Origin of the sequence: Micromonospora sp. CB01531, from assembly GCF_001905095.1 — a bacterium.
Taxonomy (GTDB): Bacteria; Actinomycetota; Actinomycetes; order Mycobacteriales; family Micromonosporaceae; genus Micromonospora.
Window position 1 is genome coordinate 87553 of sequence record NZ_LWLS01000035.1, and the last position, 18555, is coordinate 106107.

An 18555-nucleotide genomic window follows, 5' to 3' on the forward strand; every position below is an offset into this window, starting at 1 on the left:
TCAGTGCCCGAGCAGCGGCAGGCTGCGGCGCGACGCGCTGTCGTCCAACTCGCCGAGGGCGAGGGCGGCGAACCGGATGGCGAACGGCTGCCAGACCTCCTCGACGTCGGCCATCACCCGGTCGCAGGCGGCCACCACCAGCTCCGGGTCGTAGCCCAGCTCGGCGAGGAGCGTCGAGTCGCGGGCCCAGTCGGCGATCATCGCGGTGTCGCACTCGATGTGGAACTGCAGCCCCCAGGCCCGGTCACCGAGCCGGAACGCCTGGTGCGGGTAGCGGGTGGAGGCGGCGAGCAGGGTGGCCCCGTGCGGCAGCTCGGTGATCTCGTCGGAGTGCCACTGGAACACGTCCGGCATCAGCGGCACGTACCGGAAGAGCGGGTCGGTGTCGGCGGCGTCCCGCTTGCCGACTACGGCCGGCCCGACCTCCGGCCCGGACGGGCTCCGCTCGACCTGCCCGGCGTGCGCGGCGGCCAGCAGTTGCGCGCCGAGGCAGACACCGAGGGTGGGTACGCGCTGCCGGACCGCCTTGCGCAGCAGCCCCTCGAGCGCCGGGAACCAGGGCGCGCCGGGGCTGCCGTCGGGCAGCGGGTACGCCTGCTGCTCCCCTCCGAGCACCACCAGCGCGGCGTATCCGTCGAGGTCGGCGGGGAGCTCGTCGCCCGCGTGCGGGCGCAGCACCCGCAGGTCGAGGCCCCCCTCAAGGAGCCACTCCCCCAGTCGGCGGAGGTCGTCGGTCGGGTCGTTCTCGATCACCAGCGCGGTCGCCACGACGTCGAGGCTAGCCGGTGCTACCGACCAGGGCCGGCGCGGCTCGGCGGGGCGCTCACTAGGCTGCCGTCGTGCCCACCGACGAACACTGCCTGCGCCCACCGGTCCTGCGTGCCGGCGACACCGTGATGCTGGTGTCGCCCTCGGGCCCGACCCGCCCGGAACGGGTGGCCCGCGGCATCGAACTGCTGACCGGCTGGGGGCTGCGCCCGGTGCTGGCACCCAACGCGTACGCCCGGCAGGGCTACCTGGCCGGCGGCGACGAGCTGCGGGCCGCCGACCTGAACACCGCCTTCGCCGACCCGGAGGTGCGCGGGGTGATCTGCACCCGGGGCGGCTACGGCGCGCAGCGGGTGGTCGACCTGATCGACATGGCCGCGGTACGCCGGGACCCGAAGGTGGTGGCCGGCTTCTCCGACATCACCGCGCTGCAGTTCGCGCTCTGGCGGGGCGCCCGGCTGGCCGGCGTGCACGGCCCGGGGGCGGCGTGGCTGGACGACCGCACTCCGCTCCGCTCGGCGGAGTCGCTGCACGCCGCGCTGATGACCACCGGGCCGGTGACCGTCGAGGCGGTGCGGGAGGAGGAGACGTACCCGGTCCGGGTGCCCGGCCGGGCGGAGGGCCGGCTGCTCGGCGGCAACCTCTGCCTGATCACCGCGTCGATCGGCACCCCGGACATGCCGGACCTGACCGGGGCGGTGCTGCTGATCGAGGAGGTGCAGGAGCCGCCGTACAAGGTCGACCGGATGCTCACCCACCTGCGCCGCTGCGGCGCCCTGGCCGGGGTCGCCGGCGTCGCGGTCGGCCAGTTCACCGAGTGCGCGGACGGCTGGGACACCACGATCGTCGACGTGCTCGCCGAACGCCTGGGCGACCTCGGCGTGCCCGTCCTCGGCGGTCTCCCGATCGGTCACGGCGTCGGCCAGCTCACCGTCCCCGTCGGCACCCCCGCCGTCCTCGACGCCACCGCCGGCACCCTCACCACCTCCCCCGCCGTCCGCTGACCACCCCCACCCGGTCAGGGGGTCAAGTGGGCTACCGCGCCGATCTCCAGCGCGACCCAGACCGTGCCGTCTCGGGTGACCGTGAGGCCGTGAGGTTCCGATCCCGGGGTAGGTAGGTGGTGGCCGGTGATCCGGCCGGCGGCGTCGACGTGGCCGATCCGGTTCGCGCCCCACTCGGTGAACCAGCAGCCGCCGGCCGGGTCGGCGACAATCGCGTGGGGCCGGGCGGCCCGGTCCGGCAGCGGGTGTTCCTCGACCCGGCCGTCGGGGGTGATCCGGCCGAGCTGACCGGCGGCGATCTCGACGAACCAGAGCGCCCCGTCGCCGCCGAGAGTGATGCCCACCGGCCCCGCCGCCTCGGTGGGCAGCCCGTGCAGGGTCACGTCGTCGTCGAGGCCGATCCGGCCGATCGCGTTCGCCTGGTTGAGGGTGAACCAGAGGGCGTCGTCGGGGCCGGTGGCCAGCATCGACGGAAAGCCGCCGGTCACCGGCAGCGGAAACGTCGTCACCGTCCCGTCGACGGTGACCCGGCCGATCGTGTCGTTGCCCATGCCCGCGTACCAGAGGGCGTCATCGGGGCCGACGGCGAGGCCGCAGGGGCCGGTCCCCGGCGGTAGCGCCACGGAGCTGACGTCGCCCTCGACGGTGATCCGGCCGAGCCGATGATCGCCGGAGCGGGTGTACCAGAGAGCGCCGTCGGGCCCGGTGGTGATGATCAACGGCCGGCTCTCCGCCGGGTCGGTCCGGTAGGTACAGACCGAGCCGTCCCGCCCGAGCCGAGCCACCCCGCCCGTCCCGGCCAGCGTCAGCCAGAGCGCGCCGTCGGGGCCGGTCGTGATGGCGTACGGCCCGGAGCCCGGCCCGGTGCGGGCGATCTCGCGGATTGCGGGGCTAGTCATGCGGGTCACCTCTCGTCGCGGGCGGACCTACCCTTCCGGCCTTACCGTGCCCGTCGCAACCGGTTTGCCCGCACTTCGAAACCGGATTTCCAGCGCGTTGACAGGTTCGCCACGGGTTCTCCCCAGCTCCACCCGTCACTGTCGGTCACGTCAACGCACCACCACCGGAACTGGAGAACCGCATGATCCGCAAGATGTCGAGGAAGCACGTACTGGCCGGCCTGGCCGCCGCCGGGGTGCTCGGCGTCGGGATCGCCGCCCCCACGGTGGCACTCGCCGACGACAAGAGCCCGAGCCCGAGCGCCAGCGCCAACGCCGATCAGGGCACCGACCGCAAGCAGCAGCGGGCCGACCGGCAGGCCGAGTTCGCCGACGCCCTCGCCAAGGAGCTGGGCGTGTCGACCGACAAGGTCACCGCGGCGCTGGAGAAGATCCGCGAGCAGCACCAGGGCGACCGCCCGGAGCGGCCGTCGACCGAGGACCGGCAGGCGTGGCAGCAGGAGCGGCAGGCGCAGCTGAAGGAGCGGCTGGACCAGGCCGTCAAGGACGGCAAGCTCACCCAGGAGCAGGCCGACGCGGTGCTGAAGGCGGTCGAGGCCGGTGTCTTCCCGGGCCCGGGCGGCGGCGGCCACCGCGGCGGCTGGGGGCACGGCCGCTAAGTGACCGGGTGGCCCCGCCGTCCCCTCGTCGGCCGATTCTCCCTCCCGGCCGGATCAAATCCACGGCGGGGCCACGCCGCATCTCGTCAAGGCGCCGGCGGCGCTACCTGCGCCGCCGGCCCGGAGGTCACGCCGTGGCGGGCGGCGGGGTGAAGACGCCGAGGTGGTTCCCGGACGGGTCGAGCAGGTGCGCGAGGGTCAGCCCGCTCGGCGCGGTGCGCAGCGGCACCACCACCTTCCCGCCGGCCGCCTCGGCCCGGCGGCAGGTCTCCGCCACGTCCGCCACCTCGGCGTAGAAGATCGCGTAGTTCGGCGAGTCGCCGCCGGTGGCCCGGATCGCGCCACCGATCCCCTGCTCCCCACCGGCTGTCGTCACCCGGTACGACGCGTCCGGCGCCCCCTGCTCCTCGAAGCTCCAGCCGAACAAATCCGCATAGAAGCGCTGGACCTCGTCGGGGCGGTCGGAACCGATCTCGAACCAGGTGATGGGCGTGCTGGACATGCTGCCTCCCGTCGTCGTGCCGGCCGGTCGGCCGGTGTCGTCAGCAAGCAGCCTCACCCCCGTCCGCGACAGCGTCCTGTCGGTGTTTTCCGGTCTCACACCAGACTGAGCGGGCGGACCCGCTCGTGGGGGATGTCGAGGTCGCCGGGGTGCAGCTCCCGGGTCACCGGCTCCGCCAGCGGGTGCACCGAGACGATCCGGTCGGTGCGGAAGCAGCGCAGCCCGTCGCGCAGCCGGCACCAGGCGACCAGGTACCAGTGCCGGGGGCTGCCGAGGTAGCCCAGCGGCTCCACGTCGCGCATCGAGTCCGCGCCGGCGCGGTCCGCGTACCGGAGGCGGAGCACGCGGCGCGCGGTGACCGCGTCGGCGACGGAGGCCGGGACGGAGGTGGCCGGCCCGTCGCCGATCAGGTGCACCCGGCCGGCCAGGCGGTGCGCCTCGGCGGCGTCGGTGGCCGGCATCACCGCGACCAGCTTGCGCAGCGCCGCGCCGGCGGCCGGGGCGAACGGCGTGCCGGCCAGCCGATGCAGCGCGACGGCCATCGCGACCGCCTCGCCCGGGGTCAGGTTGACCGGCGGCAGGGTGCGCGCCCGGTCGACCACGTAGCCGCCGGTGCGGCCGGACTCGGCCCAGATCGGCACCCCGGCACCCTGCAGCGCGGCGATGTCCCGCTCGATGGTCCGGACGCTGACCTCGAAGCGGCGGGCCAGCCAGCTGGCGCTGCGCGGGCGTGGCGCCACCGCCCGCAACTCCTCCACCAGCGCGTACAGACGGTCGGTCCGGTTCACCCTCCGGACGCTATGCCCGGGGTGTGACAGCAGGGCTCAGAGCGAGAGGTAGCGCTGGCGCTCGTACGGGGTGACCTCGCGGCGGTACTGCTCCCACTCGGCCCGCTTGTTGCGCAGGAAGAAGTCGAAGACGTGCTCGCCGAGCACCTCGGCGACCAACTCCGAATCGGACATCACGTCGATCGCCTCGGCGAGGTTCTCCGGCAGCGCCTTGTAGCCCATGGCGCGGCGCTCGGCGCTGCTCAGCGACCAGACATCGTCCTCCGCACCCGGGGGCAGCTCGTAGCCCTCCTCGATCCCCTTGAGACCGGCGCCGAGCATCACCGCGAAGGCCAGGTACGGGTTGGTCGCCGAGTCCAGCGAGCGCACCTCCACCCGGGCCGAGTTCGGCTTGCCGTACGCGGGCACCCGGACCAGTGCGGACCGGTTCAGGTGGCCCCAGCAGACGTACGCCGGGCTCTCGGTGATCCGGTCTGGCAGCGCCAGCGGGAAGAGCCGCTTGTAGGAGTTGACCCACTGGTTGGTGACCGCGGTGTATTCCCGGGCGTGGGTGAGCAGCCCGGCGATGAACGACTTGGCCACCTTGGAGAGCTTCATCGGGTCGCCGGCGTCGTGGAACGCGTTGCGCTCCCCCTCGAACAGCGACAGGTGGGTGTGCATGCCGCTGCCCGGCTGGTCGGTGAACGGCTTCGGCATGAAGCTGGCCTGCACGCCGGTGGAGAGCGCCACCTCCTTCACCACGTGCCGGAAGGTCATGATGTTGTCGGCGGTGGTCAGCGCGTCGGCGTAGCGCAGGTCGATCTCCTGCTGGCCAGGGGCCACCTCGTGGTGGCTGAACTCCACCGAGATGCCGATCCGCTCCAGCGCCAGCACGGCCTGCCGGCGGAAGTCCCGGGCCACCGCGTGGGTGGTGTGCTCGAAGTAGCCACCGGTGTCCACCGGGGTCGGCACCGAGCCGTCGTTGGCGCCGTCCTCCAGCAGGAAGAACTCGATCTCCGGGTGGGTGTAGAAGGTGAAGCCCTTCTCGGCCGCCCGGGAGAGCGCCCGGCGCAGCACGTGCCGCGGGTCGGCCCAGGACGGGCTGCCGTCGGGGAGCAGGATGTCGCAGAACATCCGGGCGCTCTCGCCGCTCACCCCGCCCTCGAAGGGGAAGACCTGGAAGGTGGTCGGGTCGGGCATGGCGACCATGTCGGACTCGAAGACCCGGGCGAAGCCCTCGATGGCCGAGCCGTCGAACCCGATGCCTTCGTCGAAGGCCGCCTCCAGCTCCGCCGGGGCCACCGACACGCTCTTGAGCGTGCCGAGCACGTCGGTGAACCACAGCCGGACGAACCGGATGTCCCGCTCTTCCAGCGTACGGAGGACGAACTCCTGCTGACGGTCCACTTCCACCCCTCGTGACACGTACGTCCGGCGCCGGTCCGGCCGGCCCGACCCTGACCGCCCAGTCTCCACCGGCCTGGTTACGCCGACGTTACGCGACCACCCCGAGGCTGTCCCGCCGTGTCCCGCCCCCGTCGGCGGGGGTGGGAGCGTGGCCGGCGTCTCCCGCGTCCGGCCGGGTTGGGCCCGCCCCGCTGGGGCAAGATGAGGGACATGCCCACCTTGCGTCTCGCCCTGTGTCAGGTCAATCCGACCGTCGGCGACCTCGCCGGCAACGCCGACCTGATCCGCGTCTGGACCCGCAAGGCCGCCGACGCCGGCGCCCAGCTCACGCTCTTCCCGGAGCTGATGCTGACCGGCTACCCGGTCGAGGACCTCGTCTTCCGCCGCTCCTTCGTCGCCGCTTCCCAGGCCGCGCTGCGGCAGCTCGCCGCCGACCTGACCGCCGACGGGCTCGGCGACCTGCCGGTCGTGGTCGGCTACCTCGACGCGGACGGCCCGCCCCAGGTCAGCGGCGACGCCCAGCCGGGCCGGGGTGCCCGCAACGCCTCCGCGCTGCTGCACCGGGGCGCGATCGTGGCCACCTACTTCAAGCACCACCTGCCCAACTACGGCGTCTTCGACGAGGACCGGTACTTCGTCCCGGGCAACACCCTCGAGGTGGTGCGGATCGGCGGGGTGGACGTCGGGCTGACCATCTGCGAGGACCTCTGGCAGGCCGGTGGCCCGTTCGCGGTGGCCCGGCAGGCCGGCGTCGGGCTGGTGGTCAACATCAACGGCTCGCCGTACGAGCTGAACAAGGACGACGTCCGGCTGCCGCTGGTCCGCCGCCGGGCCGCCGAGGCCGGCGCCACCGTCGCGTACGTGAACATGGTCGGCGGCCAGGACGAGCTGGTCTACGACGGCGACTCGATGATCGTCGGCGCCGACGGCGCGCTGCTCGCCCGGGCGCCGCAGTTCGTCGAGCACCTGCTGGTGCACGACGTGGAGCTGCCCCCGGCGAAGGAGCCGGTCGGCGGCGACCAGCAACTCGGTGGGATGCGGGTGGTCCACACCAAGGTCAGCGACATCCTCCCGCCGGCCGCCACCGGTGAGATCGCGGCCGGCGGGATCATCGAGCCGGTCGCCGACGAGGCCGAGGTGTGGCAGGCGCTGGTGCTGGGCCTGCGCGACTACGTCAACAAGAACCGGTTCCCGTCGGTGGTGCTGGGCCTCTCCGGCGGGATCGACTCGGCGGTGTCGGCCGCCATCGCGGTGGACGCGCTCGGGCCGGACCGGGTGGTCGGCGTCTCGCTGCCCAGCCAGCACTCCTCCGAGCACTCCCGGGCCGACGCGGAGGACCTGGCCAAGCGGACCGGCCTGGACTACCGGATCGAGCCGATCCAGCCCATGGTGGACGCTTTCCTCGCCAACATGTCGCTCTCCGGGGTGACCGTGGAGAACCTCCAGGCCCGGGTCCGCGGGGTGATCCTCATGGCGCTGTCGAACCAGGAGGGCCATCTGGTCCTCACCACCGGCAACAAGAGCGAGCTGGCGGTCGGCTACTCCACCCTCTACGGCGACTCGGTGGGCGGCTACAACCCGGTCAAGGACGTCTGGAAGACGCTGATCTGGCGGCTGGCGAGGTGGCGCAACACGGACGCCGAGCGCCGGGGCGAGACCCCGCCGATCCCGGAGAGCTCGATCGGCAAGCCCCCGTCGGCCGAGCTGAGCCCCGGCCAACTGGACAGCGACACCCTGCCCGACTACGACGTGCTCGACCCGATCCTGATCGGCTACGTCGACGGCGACCTGGGCCGGGACGGGCTGATCGCGTCGGGCCACAATCCCGCGGTGGTGGACAAGGTGCTGCGGATGGTGGATACCGCCGAGTACAAGCGCCGACAGTCCGCGCCCGGCACGAAGATCTCGCACAAGGCGTTCGGGCGGGACCGCCGGCTGCCGATCACGAACCGTTGGCGCGAGCACGGCTGAGCGGGCCCTGCCGGGCAACCGGCTGCCGGCTTCCCGCCCGCCGGGCTGAGCCTGCCCGTGTACGCCGGGCCGGGAAGTGACATCCTCCACTCCGCCCTGCCGCCGCCCGGTCGTCCGGTGCGACGATCGCGGCAGAGCCCGGGGACCGCGAACGCGGCCTCGAGGAAGGAGAGAGTCATGGTGGAGTCCACCCCGGCCGAGGTGACCGCCCTCTACGGCGGGCCGGCCACCCGGCGGGTCCGTACCCGCGACCTGATCGCCGCCAAGGAGCGCGGCGAGCGGTGGGCGATGCTCACCTCGTACGACCAGTACACCGCCTCGATCTTCGACCAGGCGGGGATTCCGGTGCTGCTGGTCGGCGACTCGGCGGCGAACAACGTCTTCGGCTACGAGACCACCCTGCCGGTGACCGCCGAGGAGCTGCTGCCCCTGGTCCGGGCGGTGGTCCGGGCGACGAAGCACTCGCTCATCGTCGGCGACCTGCCCTTCGGCTCGTACGAGGAGGGGCCGACGCAGGCGCTGCGGACCGCGGTGCGGTTCATGAAGGAGGGCGGCTGCCACGCGGTGAAGCTGGAGGGCGGCCGGCGCTGCGCCGCGCAGATCGAGGCGATCGTCGGCGCCGGCATCCCGGTGATGGCGCACATCGGCTTCACCCCACAGAGCGAGCACACGCTGGGCGGCTACCGGGTGCAGGGCCGCGGCGACACCGCCGAGGAGGTGATCGCCGACGCCCGGGCGGTCGCCGAGGCGGGCGCGTTCGCGGTGGTGCTGGAGATGGTGCCGGGTGAGGTGGCCAAGCGGATCACCGCCGAGCTGCGGATCCCGACCGTGGGCATCGGTGCCGGCCCGGACACCGACGCACAGGTGCTGGTCTGGCAGGACATGGCCGGGCTGCGTACCGGAAAGGCGCCGCGTTTCGTCAAGCGCTACGCCGACCTGGCCGGCGCGCTGACCGACGCCACCCGGCGGTACGCCGACGAGGTACGCGACGGACAGTTCCCCGCCGCCGAGCACACCTTCTGAGCAGGTCGGGCGGTGCGGCTTCCGGGCCGCACCGCCCGCACTGGCCGGTACGGCGGCCGCGGTTCAGAGGTCGGTGACCCGGATGCCGGCGTGCGCCTTGTAGCGCTTGTTGATCGCGATCAGGTTCGCGGTGAACGCCTCGATCTGGTGGGCGTTGCGCAGCCGGCCGGCGTAGATGCCCCGCATGCCGGGGATCCGGGCGGCGAGCGCGGCGACCACCCCGACCAGCTCCCGGTCCTCGGTGCAGATCAGCACGTCCAGGTCGATCCGGTCGATCTCCGGGTCGGCCAGCAGCGGCGCGCTGACATGGTTGAACGCGGCGCAGACCCGGGACTCGGGCAGCAGCCGGGCGGCCTGCTGCACGGCGCTGCCCTCCTCGACGGCGAGGGCGTACGGGCCCTGCTTGTCGAAGCCGAGCGGGTTGACACAGTCGATCACGATCTTGCCGACGAGGGCGCCGGCCAGAGCGGCGACGATGGCGGCGTGCCCGTCCCACGGCACCGCGATGATCACCACGTCGCTGCGGCGGGCCACCTCGTCGTTGTCCGCGCCGGACACCACGCCGTCGGCCGGTACGCCGGGCAGGGCGGCGATCTCGGCGGCGGCCTGCGCCGCCCGGTCGGCGGAGCGGGACCCGATCAGGACGGTCTGCCCGGCCCGGGCGAACCGGTAGGCGAGACCCCGCCCCTGGTCGCCGGTGCCACCGATGATGCCGACGGTCAGCCCGGAGACATCGGGCAGCGTGGTCGCGTCGTAAGCCATGCGATCATCCTCGCAAACCGTGCCACCGGGCAGCACCGTACGCGGCTGTGACAATCCCCGCTGGCCCGGCCGGATCGGTGGGTCAGGCGCGTTCGAAGAGGACCTTGCGGTGGGTCGGGTCGGCGCTGACCAGGCGGACCGGGACGCGCTCGCCCAGCGGCAGTTGGCCGACGCAGCGGGCGCGGACCGCCGGCTCGTCCAGCGCCACCGTGCCGCCGGGCGGTCGACCGGGCCGGCCGTTGCCGGCCTGCCGGGGCGGGTCGGTGGCCGGCCGGGGCTCGTCCACGTCCAGCACCGCCGCTTCGAAGGTCTCCCCGACCCGGTGCTCCAGCAGCACCGCCTCGGCCAGCTCGATCGCGCCCCGGGTGGCCGCCGACGCCACCCGGTCGGTGGTCGCCATCACCTCGGGCAGCTTCGGCAGCGCGGCGCGGGCCCAGTCGGGCACCTCCCGGCCCTCGTACAGGGCCAGGCAGACCTCGGTCGCGTACCGGTCGGCGAGCCGGCGCAGCGGCGCCGTGACGTGGGCGTACGCGGCGGCCACCCCGCCGTGCGCCGGCTGCTCGGGCAACTCCCCGTCGAAGGCGGTGTACGCGGCCCCGCGCATCAGCTCGGCCGCCTGGTCGATGAAGGCGGCCGCCCGGGGTTGGGAGGCGTCCAGTCCGGCGAGCACCTCGCCCACCGACATCCCCGCCGGCCAGCGGACGCCCAGCGGGCCGGCGGCCAGCCGCAGCCGGTCGACCGCCTCCGGCTTCGGCGCGGGCATCGTCCGCAGCAGTCCGATCCGGCCGGCAAGCATAATGTCGGCGGCGGCCATCCCGGTCAGCAGCGAGATCTGCGCGTTGTGGTCCTCCATCGGGCCGGGTCCGCGCAGCACCAGCCGCCAGCCGTCGCCGTCCGGCTCGACGTCCTGCTCCGGCAGGGGCAGGTTGACCGCGCCCCGGCGCAGCCCACGGGCGGTGAGCAGGGCACCGATCTCGGGCAGCAGGGCGATCGGCTCGGGCAGCCGGCCGGCGTCGGCGGCGAGCTGCACGCCGACGTAATCGAGCTTGGCCCGGCTGCGGACCCGGGCGCGTTCCACCACCACGCCGACCGTGCCGCCGTCGGCGTCGAGGTCAATGGTCCAGAGCACCGCCGCCCGGTCGGCGTCGGGCAGCAGGCTGGCCGCCCCCTCGCTGAGGGTGTGCGGGTGCAGCGGCACATTGCCGTCGGGCAGGTAGACGGTCTGCCCGCGGCGCCAGGTCTCCGCCTCCAGCGCGCCGCCGGGGCGTACGTGGGTGGCCACGTCGGCGATGGCGTACCGGACCCGGAAACCGCCACCGGGGCGGCGGGCGAGGTGCATCGCCTGGTCGAGGTCGCGCGAGGTCGCCGGGTCGACCGTGACGAACGGGACGTCGGTCCGGTCGGCGACGGCCGGCAGCGGCGCAACGGCCGCCTCGTCGGCCTCGCGCTGCGCCGCGGCCGGGAAGCCCTCGGGCAGTCCCAGCTCACGACGCAGCGCGCCGAAGTCGATGCGGGGCGCGAGTACGCGTCGGATCACCACGCGGTCAATCCTGACAGTACGGCGGGTGATCCGCCCACCGACCGAAGCGCCAGCGACGGCTTCGGGTCCCGGCGCGGCGCCAGGCCGGCCTTCATCCGGTCACGAGCGCCGCCTGGCGGCGCGGAGCCCGAATCCGCCGGTCTCCGGCAACTCCATTCGGTTGACGGCCACAATTGCCGCGACGTCAGGCGGTAGCCGTCCGCGCGGGCGCCTTGCGGGCGGTGGTCTTCCGGGCGGCCGTGGTCTTCTTGGCCGGCACCTTCTTGGCCGCCGCGGTCTTCTTCGCCGTGGTGGCCTTCTTCGCGGGCGCCTTCTTCGCCGCGGTCTTGCGTGCGGCGGGACGGGTGGCCGTGGTCTTCTTCGCCGGCGCCTTCTTCGCCGCGGTGGCCTTCTTGGCGGCCGCCGTCTTCTTCGGCGCGGCGCCGGCCTTCCGGGCCGTGGTCGCGGTGACCTTGCGGGCCGTGGTCTTCTTCGCGGCCGTGGTCTTCTTCGCCGGCGCCCGCTTCGCCGCCACGGCCGTCTTCGCCGGTGCCTTCTTCGCGGGCGCCTTCTTCGCCGGAGCCCGCTTCGCCGCGGTGGCCTTCTTCGCGGCCACCGTCTTCTTCGCCGTGGTGGCCTTCTTCGCGGGCGCCTTCTTGGCGGTGGTCCTGGTGGCCGGCGCCTTCTTCGCGGGTGCCGTCCGCGCCGCCGACACGGCCTTCCTGGCGGCCGCCTTCTTCGCCACCGCCTTCTTCGCCGGCACCCGGCCGGCGCCCGCACCCGAGGCGTTGGCGGACGCTTTGGTGACCGTGGCCGTCCTGGCCGTGGCCGTGCCCACGGTACGCCTGGCTGCGGTGGTCTTCTTCGCGCTCGTACGTCTGGCGGCCGGGCGGGTGGTGGCCTGCTGTGCTTCGGCCATCTCGGTTCCCTCCTTGGGGACGTGCTCTCGCCCTCGCGGAGCACGGATCACCTCGACGCGGGCCGTCCCGCGCCGTCTAGCTGCCCTCCCCGGCCCAACGGGCGTCCTCGGCGTCCCACGCTTCGTTCCGCTCCCGCACCGTCTGCAGGGCGTTCTCCGCGTCGGCGGCTGAGGCGTACGGTCCGAGAACGTGCTTCGCGGGGCACACGTCGGCATCGGTCTCGACCCGGTGGTGTCGTGTGCACCAGTAGTAGTGCCCACCACTTCCGTCGTCGCTCATGCGATCACTGTGCACCGCGAAGTGCCCGGCCGCCACCGGAACGCCGCAAATAGTCCTGATGACCTCCACAGTAGACGTGCTCGGGCCGTCGCGGGGCGGAACGGGCGAAGTCGGACGCGGTCCACCGAACGGCCGGTACCACCGACGGCCGGCTCCCGGCAGGATCGGCGCTCGTGATCATCACGAAGGCCGGTACGGGGGCCTGCCCGGCGTGCGGCGCGGAGACGGTGTCGATCCACGAGGCGCTGCCGTGGTGCACCAGGTGCGAATGGAACCTCGACGGATACGACCGCGCCCGCCAGGCGCCCGAGTTCGGCTGGGCCTGGGTCGACCGGCGCACCCACCGGCTCGCCGCCCGGCTGACCCGCCAGCAGTTCGCGGCGCTGCGTGACCGCCCGCTGGAGCCGCCCGGCCTCGGGCCGGCCGCCGTGCTGACCGCCGTGGCGTCGCTGCTGCTGACCGTCGGCGTGCTGGCGCTCGCGGTCGTCGGCGGCTGGCTGCTCTTCGCGTACCCCTTCCCGAACTTCGCCGTCGTGTTCGGGTTGGCGTTCATCGGCCTGGCGGTGGCACTGCGACCCCGGTTCGGCCGGGTGGACCCGGACCTGGAGGTGCTCTCCCGGGAACAGGCGCCGGAGCTGCACGCGCTGGTCGAGGAGGTGGCGACGGCGATCGGCGCGCCCGTGCCGCACGTCATCGGGGTGGATGACACCCTCAACGCGTACGCGACCTCGGTGGGACTGCGCCGGCGGCGGGTGCTGGCCCTCGGGCTGCCGCTGTGGGGCGCGCTGGGCGGCCAGGAGCGGGTCGCCCTGCTCGGTCACGAGTTGGGCCACTTCGTCAACGGTGACGTCCGCCGGTCGCTCGTCACCCAACCCGCGCTGACCATGCTGGGCAACGCCGCCGACCTGTTCCGCTCCGCGCCCGGCACCCGCGGTGGCGGCCTGCTGGAAATGGTCGGTGAGGCGCTGGGCCGGATGCTGTCCTGGGTGCTGTCGCGGCTGCTCTTCGCCGGTCACCTGCTGCTCGTGGTGACGGCGCTGCGGGACAGCCAGCGGGCGGAGTACCTGGCCGACGAGATGTCCGCGCGGGTGGCCGGCACGGCCGGGGCGAGCCGCGCCCTCGACGTCCTGCTCAGCCAGGACTCGGTGACGCTCGTGGTCCGCCAGGGTGCCCGGGGCGGACACGGCCCGGCGACGTGGCGGGCAGGCGTGGCACGGTCGCTGGACGCCGCCGCCGAGCGGCTGCCGCTGGTGCGTCAGCTCTCCATCCGCGAGGAGACCTCGCTGTTCTCGTCCCACCCGCCGACGGGCCTGCGCCACCGGATGCTGTCGGGCCGGCCCTGGCAGGAGCCCAGGGTGGTGCTCACCGAGTCGCGCGCCGAGCGGATCGACGCGGAGCTGGCCCGGCACTACAAGCGGGTAAGCCGGACCATCAGCTGGTCCGCTTGAGATTCGCCGGCCGGGCTCACCCGCCGCAGCGCACCCGGCCGGGCCGGCCGCCGGCGCAGGGGATGGCCCGACCGGGTCCGCTCAGGCGGGCGACGACACCGGCGCCGGCACGACCACCGGGTCGGCCGGCCGGGCCGCGCCGATGACATACGCCAGCGCGTACGGGGTGCACGCCAGGTAGAAGAAGGGTTGCAGCTCGACCAGATCGCCGATCTGAAAGATCTCCCACTGCGTCGGGCGGGGCAGCCCGAACGACCAGTCGGTCCAGCAGGTGAAGAGCCACAGCGGCGCGGAGACCCGGTCGACGCCGTCGTACTGCGTCACCCCGTCGACCACTGGTCCCAGGCCGCCGGGGATGTGGTTGACCACGGAGAGCACCACCGCCGCGTCGGCGACGGCCAGCGCCCCGAGCACGCCCAGCCACCAGGCGGCCCGGAGCCGTCCCCGCCCGGCGAGCGCCCCGGCACCCCAGAGCACCAGCGCCAGGCCGGCCAGCCACACCACCAGACCGGGGCCGGCGCGGACCAGGTCGTCAGTGGTGCTGTTCACCGCGTACTCGACGGCGACGACGGTGAGGCCCAGGGGCAGCATCACGCCGAGCGCCCGTCGCAGCGGTCCACGCAGGGCCGCCCGCGCGGCGGTCCGGCCGACCCGACGGGCCAGCAGCACCGCGAGCCCGGCGGTGAGGGCGCTCAGCACGGGCACCTGCGACAGGTTCGCGTCCACCACCCCGAAGAGCGAGCCGACCAGCGCCGCGGACCCGACCACCGCGATCATCAGGATCGCCAGGCAGGCCGGCGGGGCCAGCAGCAGCGTGGCGGCCGTCCGGCGGGCCCGGGAGTCGAACCGGGTCCGGTCGACCACCGGCGTGCCGGGCCGGCTGGCGGCCAGGCTGGCGGCGAAGCGCAGCATCCGCCACCGCTGGCCGCGCTCGGCCAGCACGTGCAGCTCGGCCCGCCACTCCCGGGACAGTTCGTCGTGGAGTTCCGCCGGCCAGCGGCGCACCGCCGACCGCAGCAGGAACTCGGCCAGCCGCCGGCTCACCACGCCGGGGCTCCCGTCGGCTCGGCGCCACCCCACGCCCGGCCGTCCGGGGCGAGGGCCCGCAGCTCGGCGAGCGCCTGCCGGGCGGCGCGTACCCCCTCTGGGGTGAGCAGGTAGTAGCGGCGCGCGGGTCGACCGGCCGCGACCGGATCGACCTCCTCCCAGTCGGCGGCGAGCCAGCCGGCCGCCTGGAGCCGGTGCAGGACGGGATAGAGGGTGCCGCTGGGCAGGCCGGTGAGCTTCATCAGGTCGAGGCCGTAGCGGGGGGCCTCCGGGTCGGCGAGGAGTGCGGCGAGCACCTTCGCCACCGGAATAGTCATCCGCATGCTCGGCGCTGTATCGGATTTCTACATAGGGTGCGAGTGCATCAGGGGCACCAAAGTGGATGGACGCCGGCCGCCCTCCCCACCGCGGCGTCGCCTGCTCCCCTAGTCGGGCAGGCGGCGGATGGCCAGCAGGGCGATGTCGTCAACCGGGTGCTCGGTGTCGAGCATCGCCATGACGGTGGCGCAGACCGCCTCGACGGGTGCCAGCGGCACGGCGGCCTTCAGCCGGGCGATGCCGACGTCGAGCACTTCGCCGCGGCGTTCGACGAGGCCGTCGGTGTAGGAGACCAGGACCGCACCGGGCGGAAAGTCAACCGTGGTGGCGTGCCGCTCGGGCGGCCGGCGGCCGGTGCCGAGCGGTGGGTCGACGCGGGCGGGGAGCAGGTCGTTCGATTGGCCGGGGACGGCCAGCACCGGGCGGGGGTGCCCGGCCAGGGCGACGCGCACAGTGGTGCCGTCCGGGGAGATCATCGCGTACAGCGCGGTGGTCAGGCTGCCGGCCTCGAAGTGGACCACCTTCCGGTCGAGCAGCGTCAGCGCCTCGGCCGGATCGTCGCAGACCAGCGCGTACGCGCGCAGGGCACTGCGGACCCGGCCCATCACCACGGCCGACTGCAGCCCGTGACCCGACACGTCGCCGACCACCACACCCGTCCAGCCGGACGGGAGGGTGAAGACGTCGTACCAGTCGCCGCCGACGCCGGAGGCGTGACCCGGCACGTACCGGGCGGCCATCTCGATACCGGGCACCTCGGGCAGTTCGGTAGGGATCAGGCTGCGCTGCAGCGCCAGCGCGGCGGCCTGGTCCAGGGTGTTCGCGCGGGCCCGGCTGGCCAGGCTGAGCCGGTCGGCCACGAGTTCCAGCAGGCGGACGTCGTCGGGGGTGAACCGCCGCGGCGTGAGGGTGCCGACGTGCAGGACGCCGACGAGGTCACCCCGCGCGATGATCGGTACGCCCAGCAGGGACCGGACACCGGTGTCCAGCAGGATCGGGTTGACCACCTTGTCCGGGGTGACCTGCTCGATGATCACCGGCTGCCGGGTTTGGGCGATCCGGCCGGCGAAGCCACGCCCGACCGACACCCGGAACCGTTGTCGTACCTCCTCCTCCAGCCCCTTGGCTGCGGTGGCGACCAACTGCTGGGCGCGTACGTCGAGCAGGAGGATGGCCGCCGTGTCGACCTGCAGTAGGTCGCGGACCCGGTCGAGCATCTCGTCGAAGAGGTCGGCGACGTCGAGACGGGAGAGCGTGGCATCGGTCACCGCCTCGATGCGGTGCAACCGCTGCTCGTCCCTCAGGTGCTCCGCGCGAACCACCTCAGGATCGTAGTTGCATTCCCGCAACTTCCGCCCGTCCGACCCCGCCCGGGTGTCGAGGTCGGTGTGGCCGACCCGGATGAAGCCTGAGCTGCCCGGCACCATGAGCCGGAGGGCGACGGACGAGTCGACCTGTACGCCGGATTCTGTGACCGACGCGGCCCGAAGGCGCGTCGGCGGCGGCCATCCATCTCGGCCTACCGTCGCCGGCAGGCTCCAGCGGCCTACCCGCAGACATCGGACGGGCAGCCCTCAAGCGTCTGCGCGGACCATCGCCTCGCGGCGAGGATCCTTTCTTGGCCTTGCTCCGGGTGGGGTTTACCGAGCCATCCCGGTCACCCGGGATGCTGGTGGGCTCTTACCCCACCGTTTCACCCTTACCGTCCCGTTTCGGGCCGGCGGTTTGTTTTCTGTGGCACTGTCCCGCGGGTCACCCCGGGTTGCCGTTAGCAACCACCCTGCCCTGTGGAGTCCGGACGTTCCTCGGCGACGGGCCGCAAAGCCCGTCGACGCGACCGCCCGGTCGACTCGTCCGTCGCGTCCATCATCCTAACGACGCCCGCGCCGCCGCCATTTCCCGGCCGTGCGGTCACCGCACCTCGAGCGTCAGAACACCCAATCCGGCGTACGCCTTGGGCGTCTCCGTCAGCGCGGGGCGGCCCTGGGGCCACTCCGGGTCGGGTCGCCCCAGCACCACCGCGTGCGCCAGCTTCCAGTCCACGCCCTGCTTCACCAGCCGGCCCACGGCGAGAGCCCCGGAGTAGCGCAGCTCCACGACGTCCAGCACCGGTAGGGCTCCGACGTGCTCGTCAAGGGCCGGCCGCTGGGCGGCGGCGCCAGCCAGACAGAGCGCCGGTACGAACAGGTGCCTTCCGTGCTCCCGGTGCGCCTGGACAACGAGACCGGAAAGCAACTGGTGTCCCGCACCGAAGGCGAGCAGCGCGGTGTGGTCGAAAACCACTCCGTTCATGGTCACGCGGCTCGTGGTCGAGGCTCGGCCAGGCTCTCGGGAGCCTCGCCGGCTTCGATCGCCGACCACACACTCTCGCCTCGGACAAGATCCTCATCGCTCAGGTCGGGCGCGATTCGCGCGGCAGGGCAGCGAAAAGTTGAGATCCGTCCCGGCCGTACTAGCCTCCGGTAACCATGGACCTCTCCGACGCCGCGCTCCTGCTCGCCGCCGGTCTCGCCGCGGGCACGGTGAACGCGGTGGCCGGGGGCGGCTCCCTGATCACTTTCCCGGCCCTGATCGCGACCGGCCTGCCGCCGGTGCCGGCCAACGTCACCAACTCGGTGTCGGTCTTCCCCGGGTACGTGGCCAGCGTCGCCGGCAGCCGGATGGACCTGCCGCGCGGGCCGCAGCTGTGGCGCCTGCTGCCCACCACGGTGCTCGGCACGGGCGTCGGCTGCCTGCTGCTGCTGGCCACCCCGGCGCGGGCGTTCGAGCTGGTGGTGCCGTTCCTGGTGCTGGGCGCGACCGCCGTCCTGGCCTTTCAGGACCCGCTGCGCCGGCTGGTCGGCCATCCGGCCGACCTCAGCCCGCGCCGCCGTACCGTCACCGTGCAGGCCATGGTCGCGCTCGGCTCGGTGTACGGCGGCTACTTCGGCGCGGCGCTCGGGGTGATGCTGGTGGCCGGCCTGGCCCTGGTGCTGGACGCCACCCTGGCCCGGGTCACCGCCGTCAAGAACCTGCTCTCGGCCGTGGTGGGGCTGACCACGCTGGTGGTCTTCGCGCTCTTCGGCCCGGTCAACTGGGCGGCGGTCGCGGTGGTCGCGCCGGCCACCCTGGTCGGCGGGTACGTGGGCGCCCGGTTGGTCCGCCGACTCCCGCCGGTGGTGCTGAAGACCGTCATCGTGGTGTTCGGCACGGTGATCGGCCTCGACCTGCTCTGGCGCGCGCTGCGCTGACCCCCCTGGACACCGAACCGCCCCGGACGTAA

At 73.5% G+C, this 18555-nt stretch carries 19 protein-coding genes and 1 other RNA gene; 6 read left to right on the forward strand and 14 right to left on the reverse strand.

Going from position 1 to position 18555, the window contains the following annotated elements; genetic code table 11:
- On the reverse strand, positions 1 to 768 hold the full coding sequence (locus A6A27_RS06845) for a type 1 glutamine amidotransferase (protein ID WP_073833689.1): 768 nt from the start codon (positions 766 to 768) through the stop codon (positions 1 to 3).
- 71 nt (positions 769 to 839) lie between these two features.
- Between A6A27_RS06845 and A6A27_RS06850 the strand changes: the two genes are divergently transcribed.
- Positions 840 to 1772 carry a S66 peptidase family protein gene (locus A6A27_RS06850; protein ID WP_073833690.1) on the forward strand — a complete coding sequence of 311 codons (933 nt, stop codon included), beginning with the start codon at positions 840 to 842 and terminating at the stop codon, positions 1770 to 1772.
- A 14-nt stretch (positions 1773 to 1786) separates the two neighbouring features.
- Here the strand turns inward: A6A27_RS06850 and A6A27_RS06855 are convergent, their stop codons facing one another.
- Entirely contained in the window at positions 1787 to 2671 is an 885-nt protein-coding gene (locus A6A27_RS06855) for a Vgb family protein (RefSeq protein ID WP_073833691.1), read from the reverse strand.
- Positions 2672 to 2853: 182 nt separating this feature from the next.
- On the opposite strand from A6A27_RS06855, the gene A6A27_RS06860 reads away from it, so the two are divergent.
- Positions 2854 to 3330, forward strand: coding sequence for a hypothetical protein (locus tag A6A27_RS06860; protein ID WP_073833692.1), 477 nt, complete (start codon positions 2854 to 2856; stop codon positions 3328 to 3330).
- 127 nt (positions 3331 to 3457) lie between these two features.
- On the opposite strand, the gene A6A27_RS06865 is transcribed toward A6A27_RS06860, so the two are convergent.
- The 3 genes from A6A27_RS06865 to glnA all read right to left on the reverse strand — a co-directional run bounded on the left by A6A27_RS06865 (position 3458) and on the right by glnA (position 6006).
- Positions 3458 to 3832 carry a VOC family protein gene (locus tag A6A27_RS06865; protein WP_073833693.1) on the reverse strand — a complete coding sequence of 125 codons (375 nt, stop codon included), beginning with the start codon at positions 3830 to 3832 and terminating at the stop codon, positions 3458 to 3460.
- A gap of 95 nt (positions 3833 to 3927) precedes the next feature.
- A complete protein-coding gene (locus A6A27_RS06870; RefSeq protein ID WP_073833694.1) occupies positions 3928 to 4620 on the reverse strand; it encodes a helix-turn-helix transcriptional regulator in 693 nt (230 codons plus the stop codon).
- Between the two features lie 36 nt (positions 4621 to 4656).
- Positions 4657 to 6006 carry a type I glutamate--ammonia ligase gene (glnA, locus tag A6A27_RS06875; RefSeq protein WP_073833695.1) on the reverse strand — a complete coding sequence of 450 codons (1350 nt, stop codon included), beginning with the start codon at positions 6004 to 6006 and terminating at the stop codon, positions 4657 to 4659.
- A gap of 210 nt (positions 6007 to 6216) precedes the next feature.
- Here glnA and A6A27_RS06880 point away from each other — a divergent pair, with 210 nt between their 5' ends.
- Complete coding sequence (locus A6A27_RS06880; protein WP_073833696.1) at positions 6217 to 7977, forward strand: NAD+ synthase; 1761 nt, start codon at positions 6217 to 6219, stop codon at positions 7975 to 7977.
- A gap of 177 nt (positions 7978 to 8154) precedes the next feature.
- Complete coding sequence (gene panB, locus A6A27_RS06885; RefSeq protein WP_073833697.1) at positions 8155 to 9000, forward strand: 3-methyl-2-oxobutanoate hydroxymethyltransferase; 846 nt, start codon at positions 8155 to 8157, stop codon at positions 8998 to 9000.
- A 63-nt stretch (positions 9001 to 9063) separates the two neighbouring features.
- Here the strand turns inward: panB and npdG are convergent, their stop codons facing one another.
- The 4 genes from npdG to A6A27_RS06905 form a co-directional block, all read right to left on the reverse strand.
- Entirely contained in the window at positions 9064 to 9762 is a 699-nt protein-coding gene (npdG, locus tag A6A27_RS06890) for an NADPH-dependent F420 reductase (RefSeq protein ID WP_073833698.1), read from the reverse strand.
- 82 nt (positions 9763 to 9844) lie between these two features.
- Positions 9845 to 11302 (reverse strand): RNB domain-containing ribonuclease, encoded by a 1458-nt coding sequence (locus A6A27_RS06895; protein ID WP_073833699.1) that lies wholly within the window; start codon positions 11300 to 11302, stop codon positions 9845 to 9847.
- A gap of 184 nt (positions 11303 to 11486) precedes the next feature.
- Positions 11487 to 12200 (reverse strand): histone, encoded by a 714-nt coding sequence (locus tag A6A27_RS06900; RefSeq protein WP_073833700.1) that lies wholly within the window; start codon positions 12198 to 12200, stop codon positions 11487 to 11489.
- Positions 12201 to 12276: 76 nt separating this feature from the next.
- Entirely contained in the window at positions 12277 to 12480 is a 204-nt protein-coding gene (locus A6A27_RS06905; RefSeq protein WP_073833768.1) for a hypothetical protein, read from the reverse strand.
- 173 nt (positions 12481 to 12653) lie between these two features.
- Here A6A27_RS06905 and A6A27_RS06910 point away from each other — a divergent pair, with 173 nt between their 5' ends.
- Positions 12654 to 13928 carry a M48 family metallopeptidase gene (locus A6A27_RS06910; protein ID WP_073833701.1) on the forward strand — a complete coding sequence of 425 codons (1275 nt, stop codon included), beginning with the start codon at positions 12654 to 12656 and terminating at the stop codon, positions 13926 to 13928.
- A gap of 81 nt (positions 13929 to 14009) precedes the next feature.
- Here the strand turns inward: A6A27_RS06910 and A6A27_RS06915 are convergent, their stop codons facing one another.
- The 5 genes from A6A27_RS06915 to A6A27_RS06935 form a co-directional block, all read right to left on the reverse strand.
- The gene (locus A6A27_RS06915) at positions 14010 to 14975 is read right to left on the reverse strand and encodes a hypothetical protein (protein WP_241825108.1); all 966 of its coding nucleotides are present in this window, start codon (positions 14973 to 14975) and stop codon (positions 14010 to 14012) included.
- Complete coding sequence (locus A6A27_RS06920) at positions 14969 to 15298, reverse strand: PadR family transcriptional regulator (RefSeq protein WP_073833702.1); 330 nt, start codon at positions 15296 to 15298, stop codon at positions 14969 to 14971. Before A6A27_RS06920 ends, A6A27_RS06915 begins: the two co-directional genes overlap by 7 nt.
- A gap of 102 nt (positions 15299 to 15400) precedes the next feature.
- Positions 15401 to 16615 carry a PP2C family protein-serine/threonine phosphatase gene (locus tag A6A27_RS06925; RefSeq protein ID WP_073833770.1) on the reverse strand — a complete coding sequence of 405 codons (1215 nt, stop codon included), beginning with the start codon at positions 16613 to 16615 and terminating at the stop codon, positions 15401 to 15403.
- Between the two features lie 119 nt (positions 16616 to 16734).
- Positions 16735 to 17146, reverse strand: an RNA gene (gene rnpB / locus A6A27_RS06930) — RNase P RNA component class A.
- 58 nt (positions 17147 to 17204) lie between these two features.
- Positions 17205 to 17591: a hypothetical protein gene (locus A6A27_RS06935; protein ID WP_083672473.1), complete on the reverse strand. Its 387-nt coding sequence runs from the start codon at positions 17589 to 17591 to the stop codon at positions 17205 to 17207.
- A 170-nt stretch (positions 17592 to 17761) separates the two neighbouring features.
- Here A6A27_RS06935 and A6A27_RS06940 point away from each other — a divergent pair, with 170 nt between their 5' ends.
- Positions 17762 to 18523, forward strand: coding sequence for a sulfite exporter TauE/SafE family protein (locus A6A27_RS06940; RefSeq protein WP_073833703.1), 762 nt, complete (start codon positions 17762 to 17764; stop codon positions 18521 to 18523).
- Positions 18524 to 18555: the final 32 nt, after the last annotated feature.

Excerpts from the sequence above, each read along its gene's own strand:
- A6A27_RS06855 (WP_073833691.1), bottom strand. The coding sequence starts at position 2,671 with ATGACTAGCCCCGCAATCCGCGAGATCGCCCGCACCGGGCCGGGCTCC.
- A6A27_RS06860 (WP_073833692.1), top strand. The coding sequence starts at position 2,854 with ATGATCCGCAAGATGTCGAGGAAGCACGTACTGGCCGGCCTGGCCGCC.
- A6A27_RS06865 (WP_073833693.1), bottom strand. The coding sequence starts at position 3,832 with ATGTCCAGCACGCCCATCACCTGGTTCGAGATCGGTTCCGACCGCCCC.
- A6A27_RS06880 (WP_073833696.1), top strand. The coding sequence starts at position 6,217 with ATGCCCACCTTGCGTCTCGCCCTGTGTCAGGTCAATCCGACCGTCGGC.
- panB (WP_073833697.1), top strand. The coding sequence starts at position 8,155 with ATGGTGGAGTCCACCCCGGCCGAGGTGACCGCCCTCTACGGCGGGCCG.
- npdG (WP_073833698.1), bottom strand. The coding sequence starts at position 9,762 with ATGGCTTACGACGCGACCACGCTGCCCGATGTCTCCGGGCTGACCGTC.
- A6A27_RS06900 (WP_073833700.1), bottom strand. The coding sequence starts at position 12,200 with ATGGCCGAAGCACAGCAGGCCACCACCCGCCCGGCCGCCAGACGTACG.
- A6A27_RS06905 (WP_073833768.1), bottom strand. The coding sequence starts at position 12,480 with ATGAGCGACGACGGAAGTGGTGGGCACTACTACTGGTGCACACGACAC.
- A6A27_RS06920 (WP_073833702.1), bottom strand. The coding sequence starts at position 15,298 with ATGCGGATGACTATTCCGGTGGCGAAGGTGCTCGCCGCACTCCTCGCC.
- A6A27_RS06940 (WP_073833703.1), top strand. The coding sequence starts at position 17,762 with ATGGACCTCTCCGACGCCGCGCTCCTGCTCGCCGCCGGTCTCGCCGCG.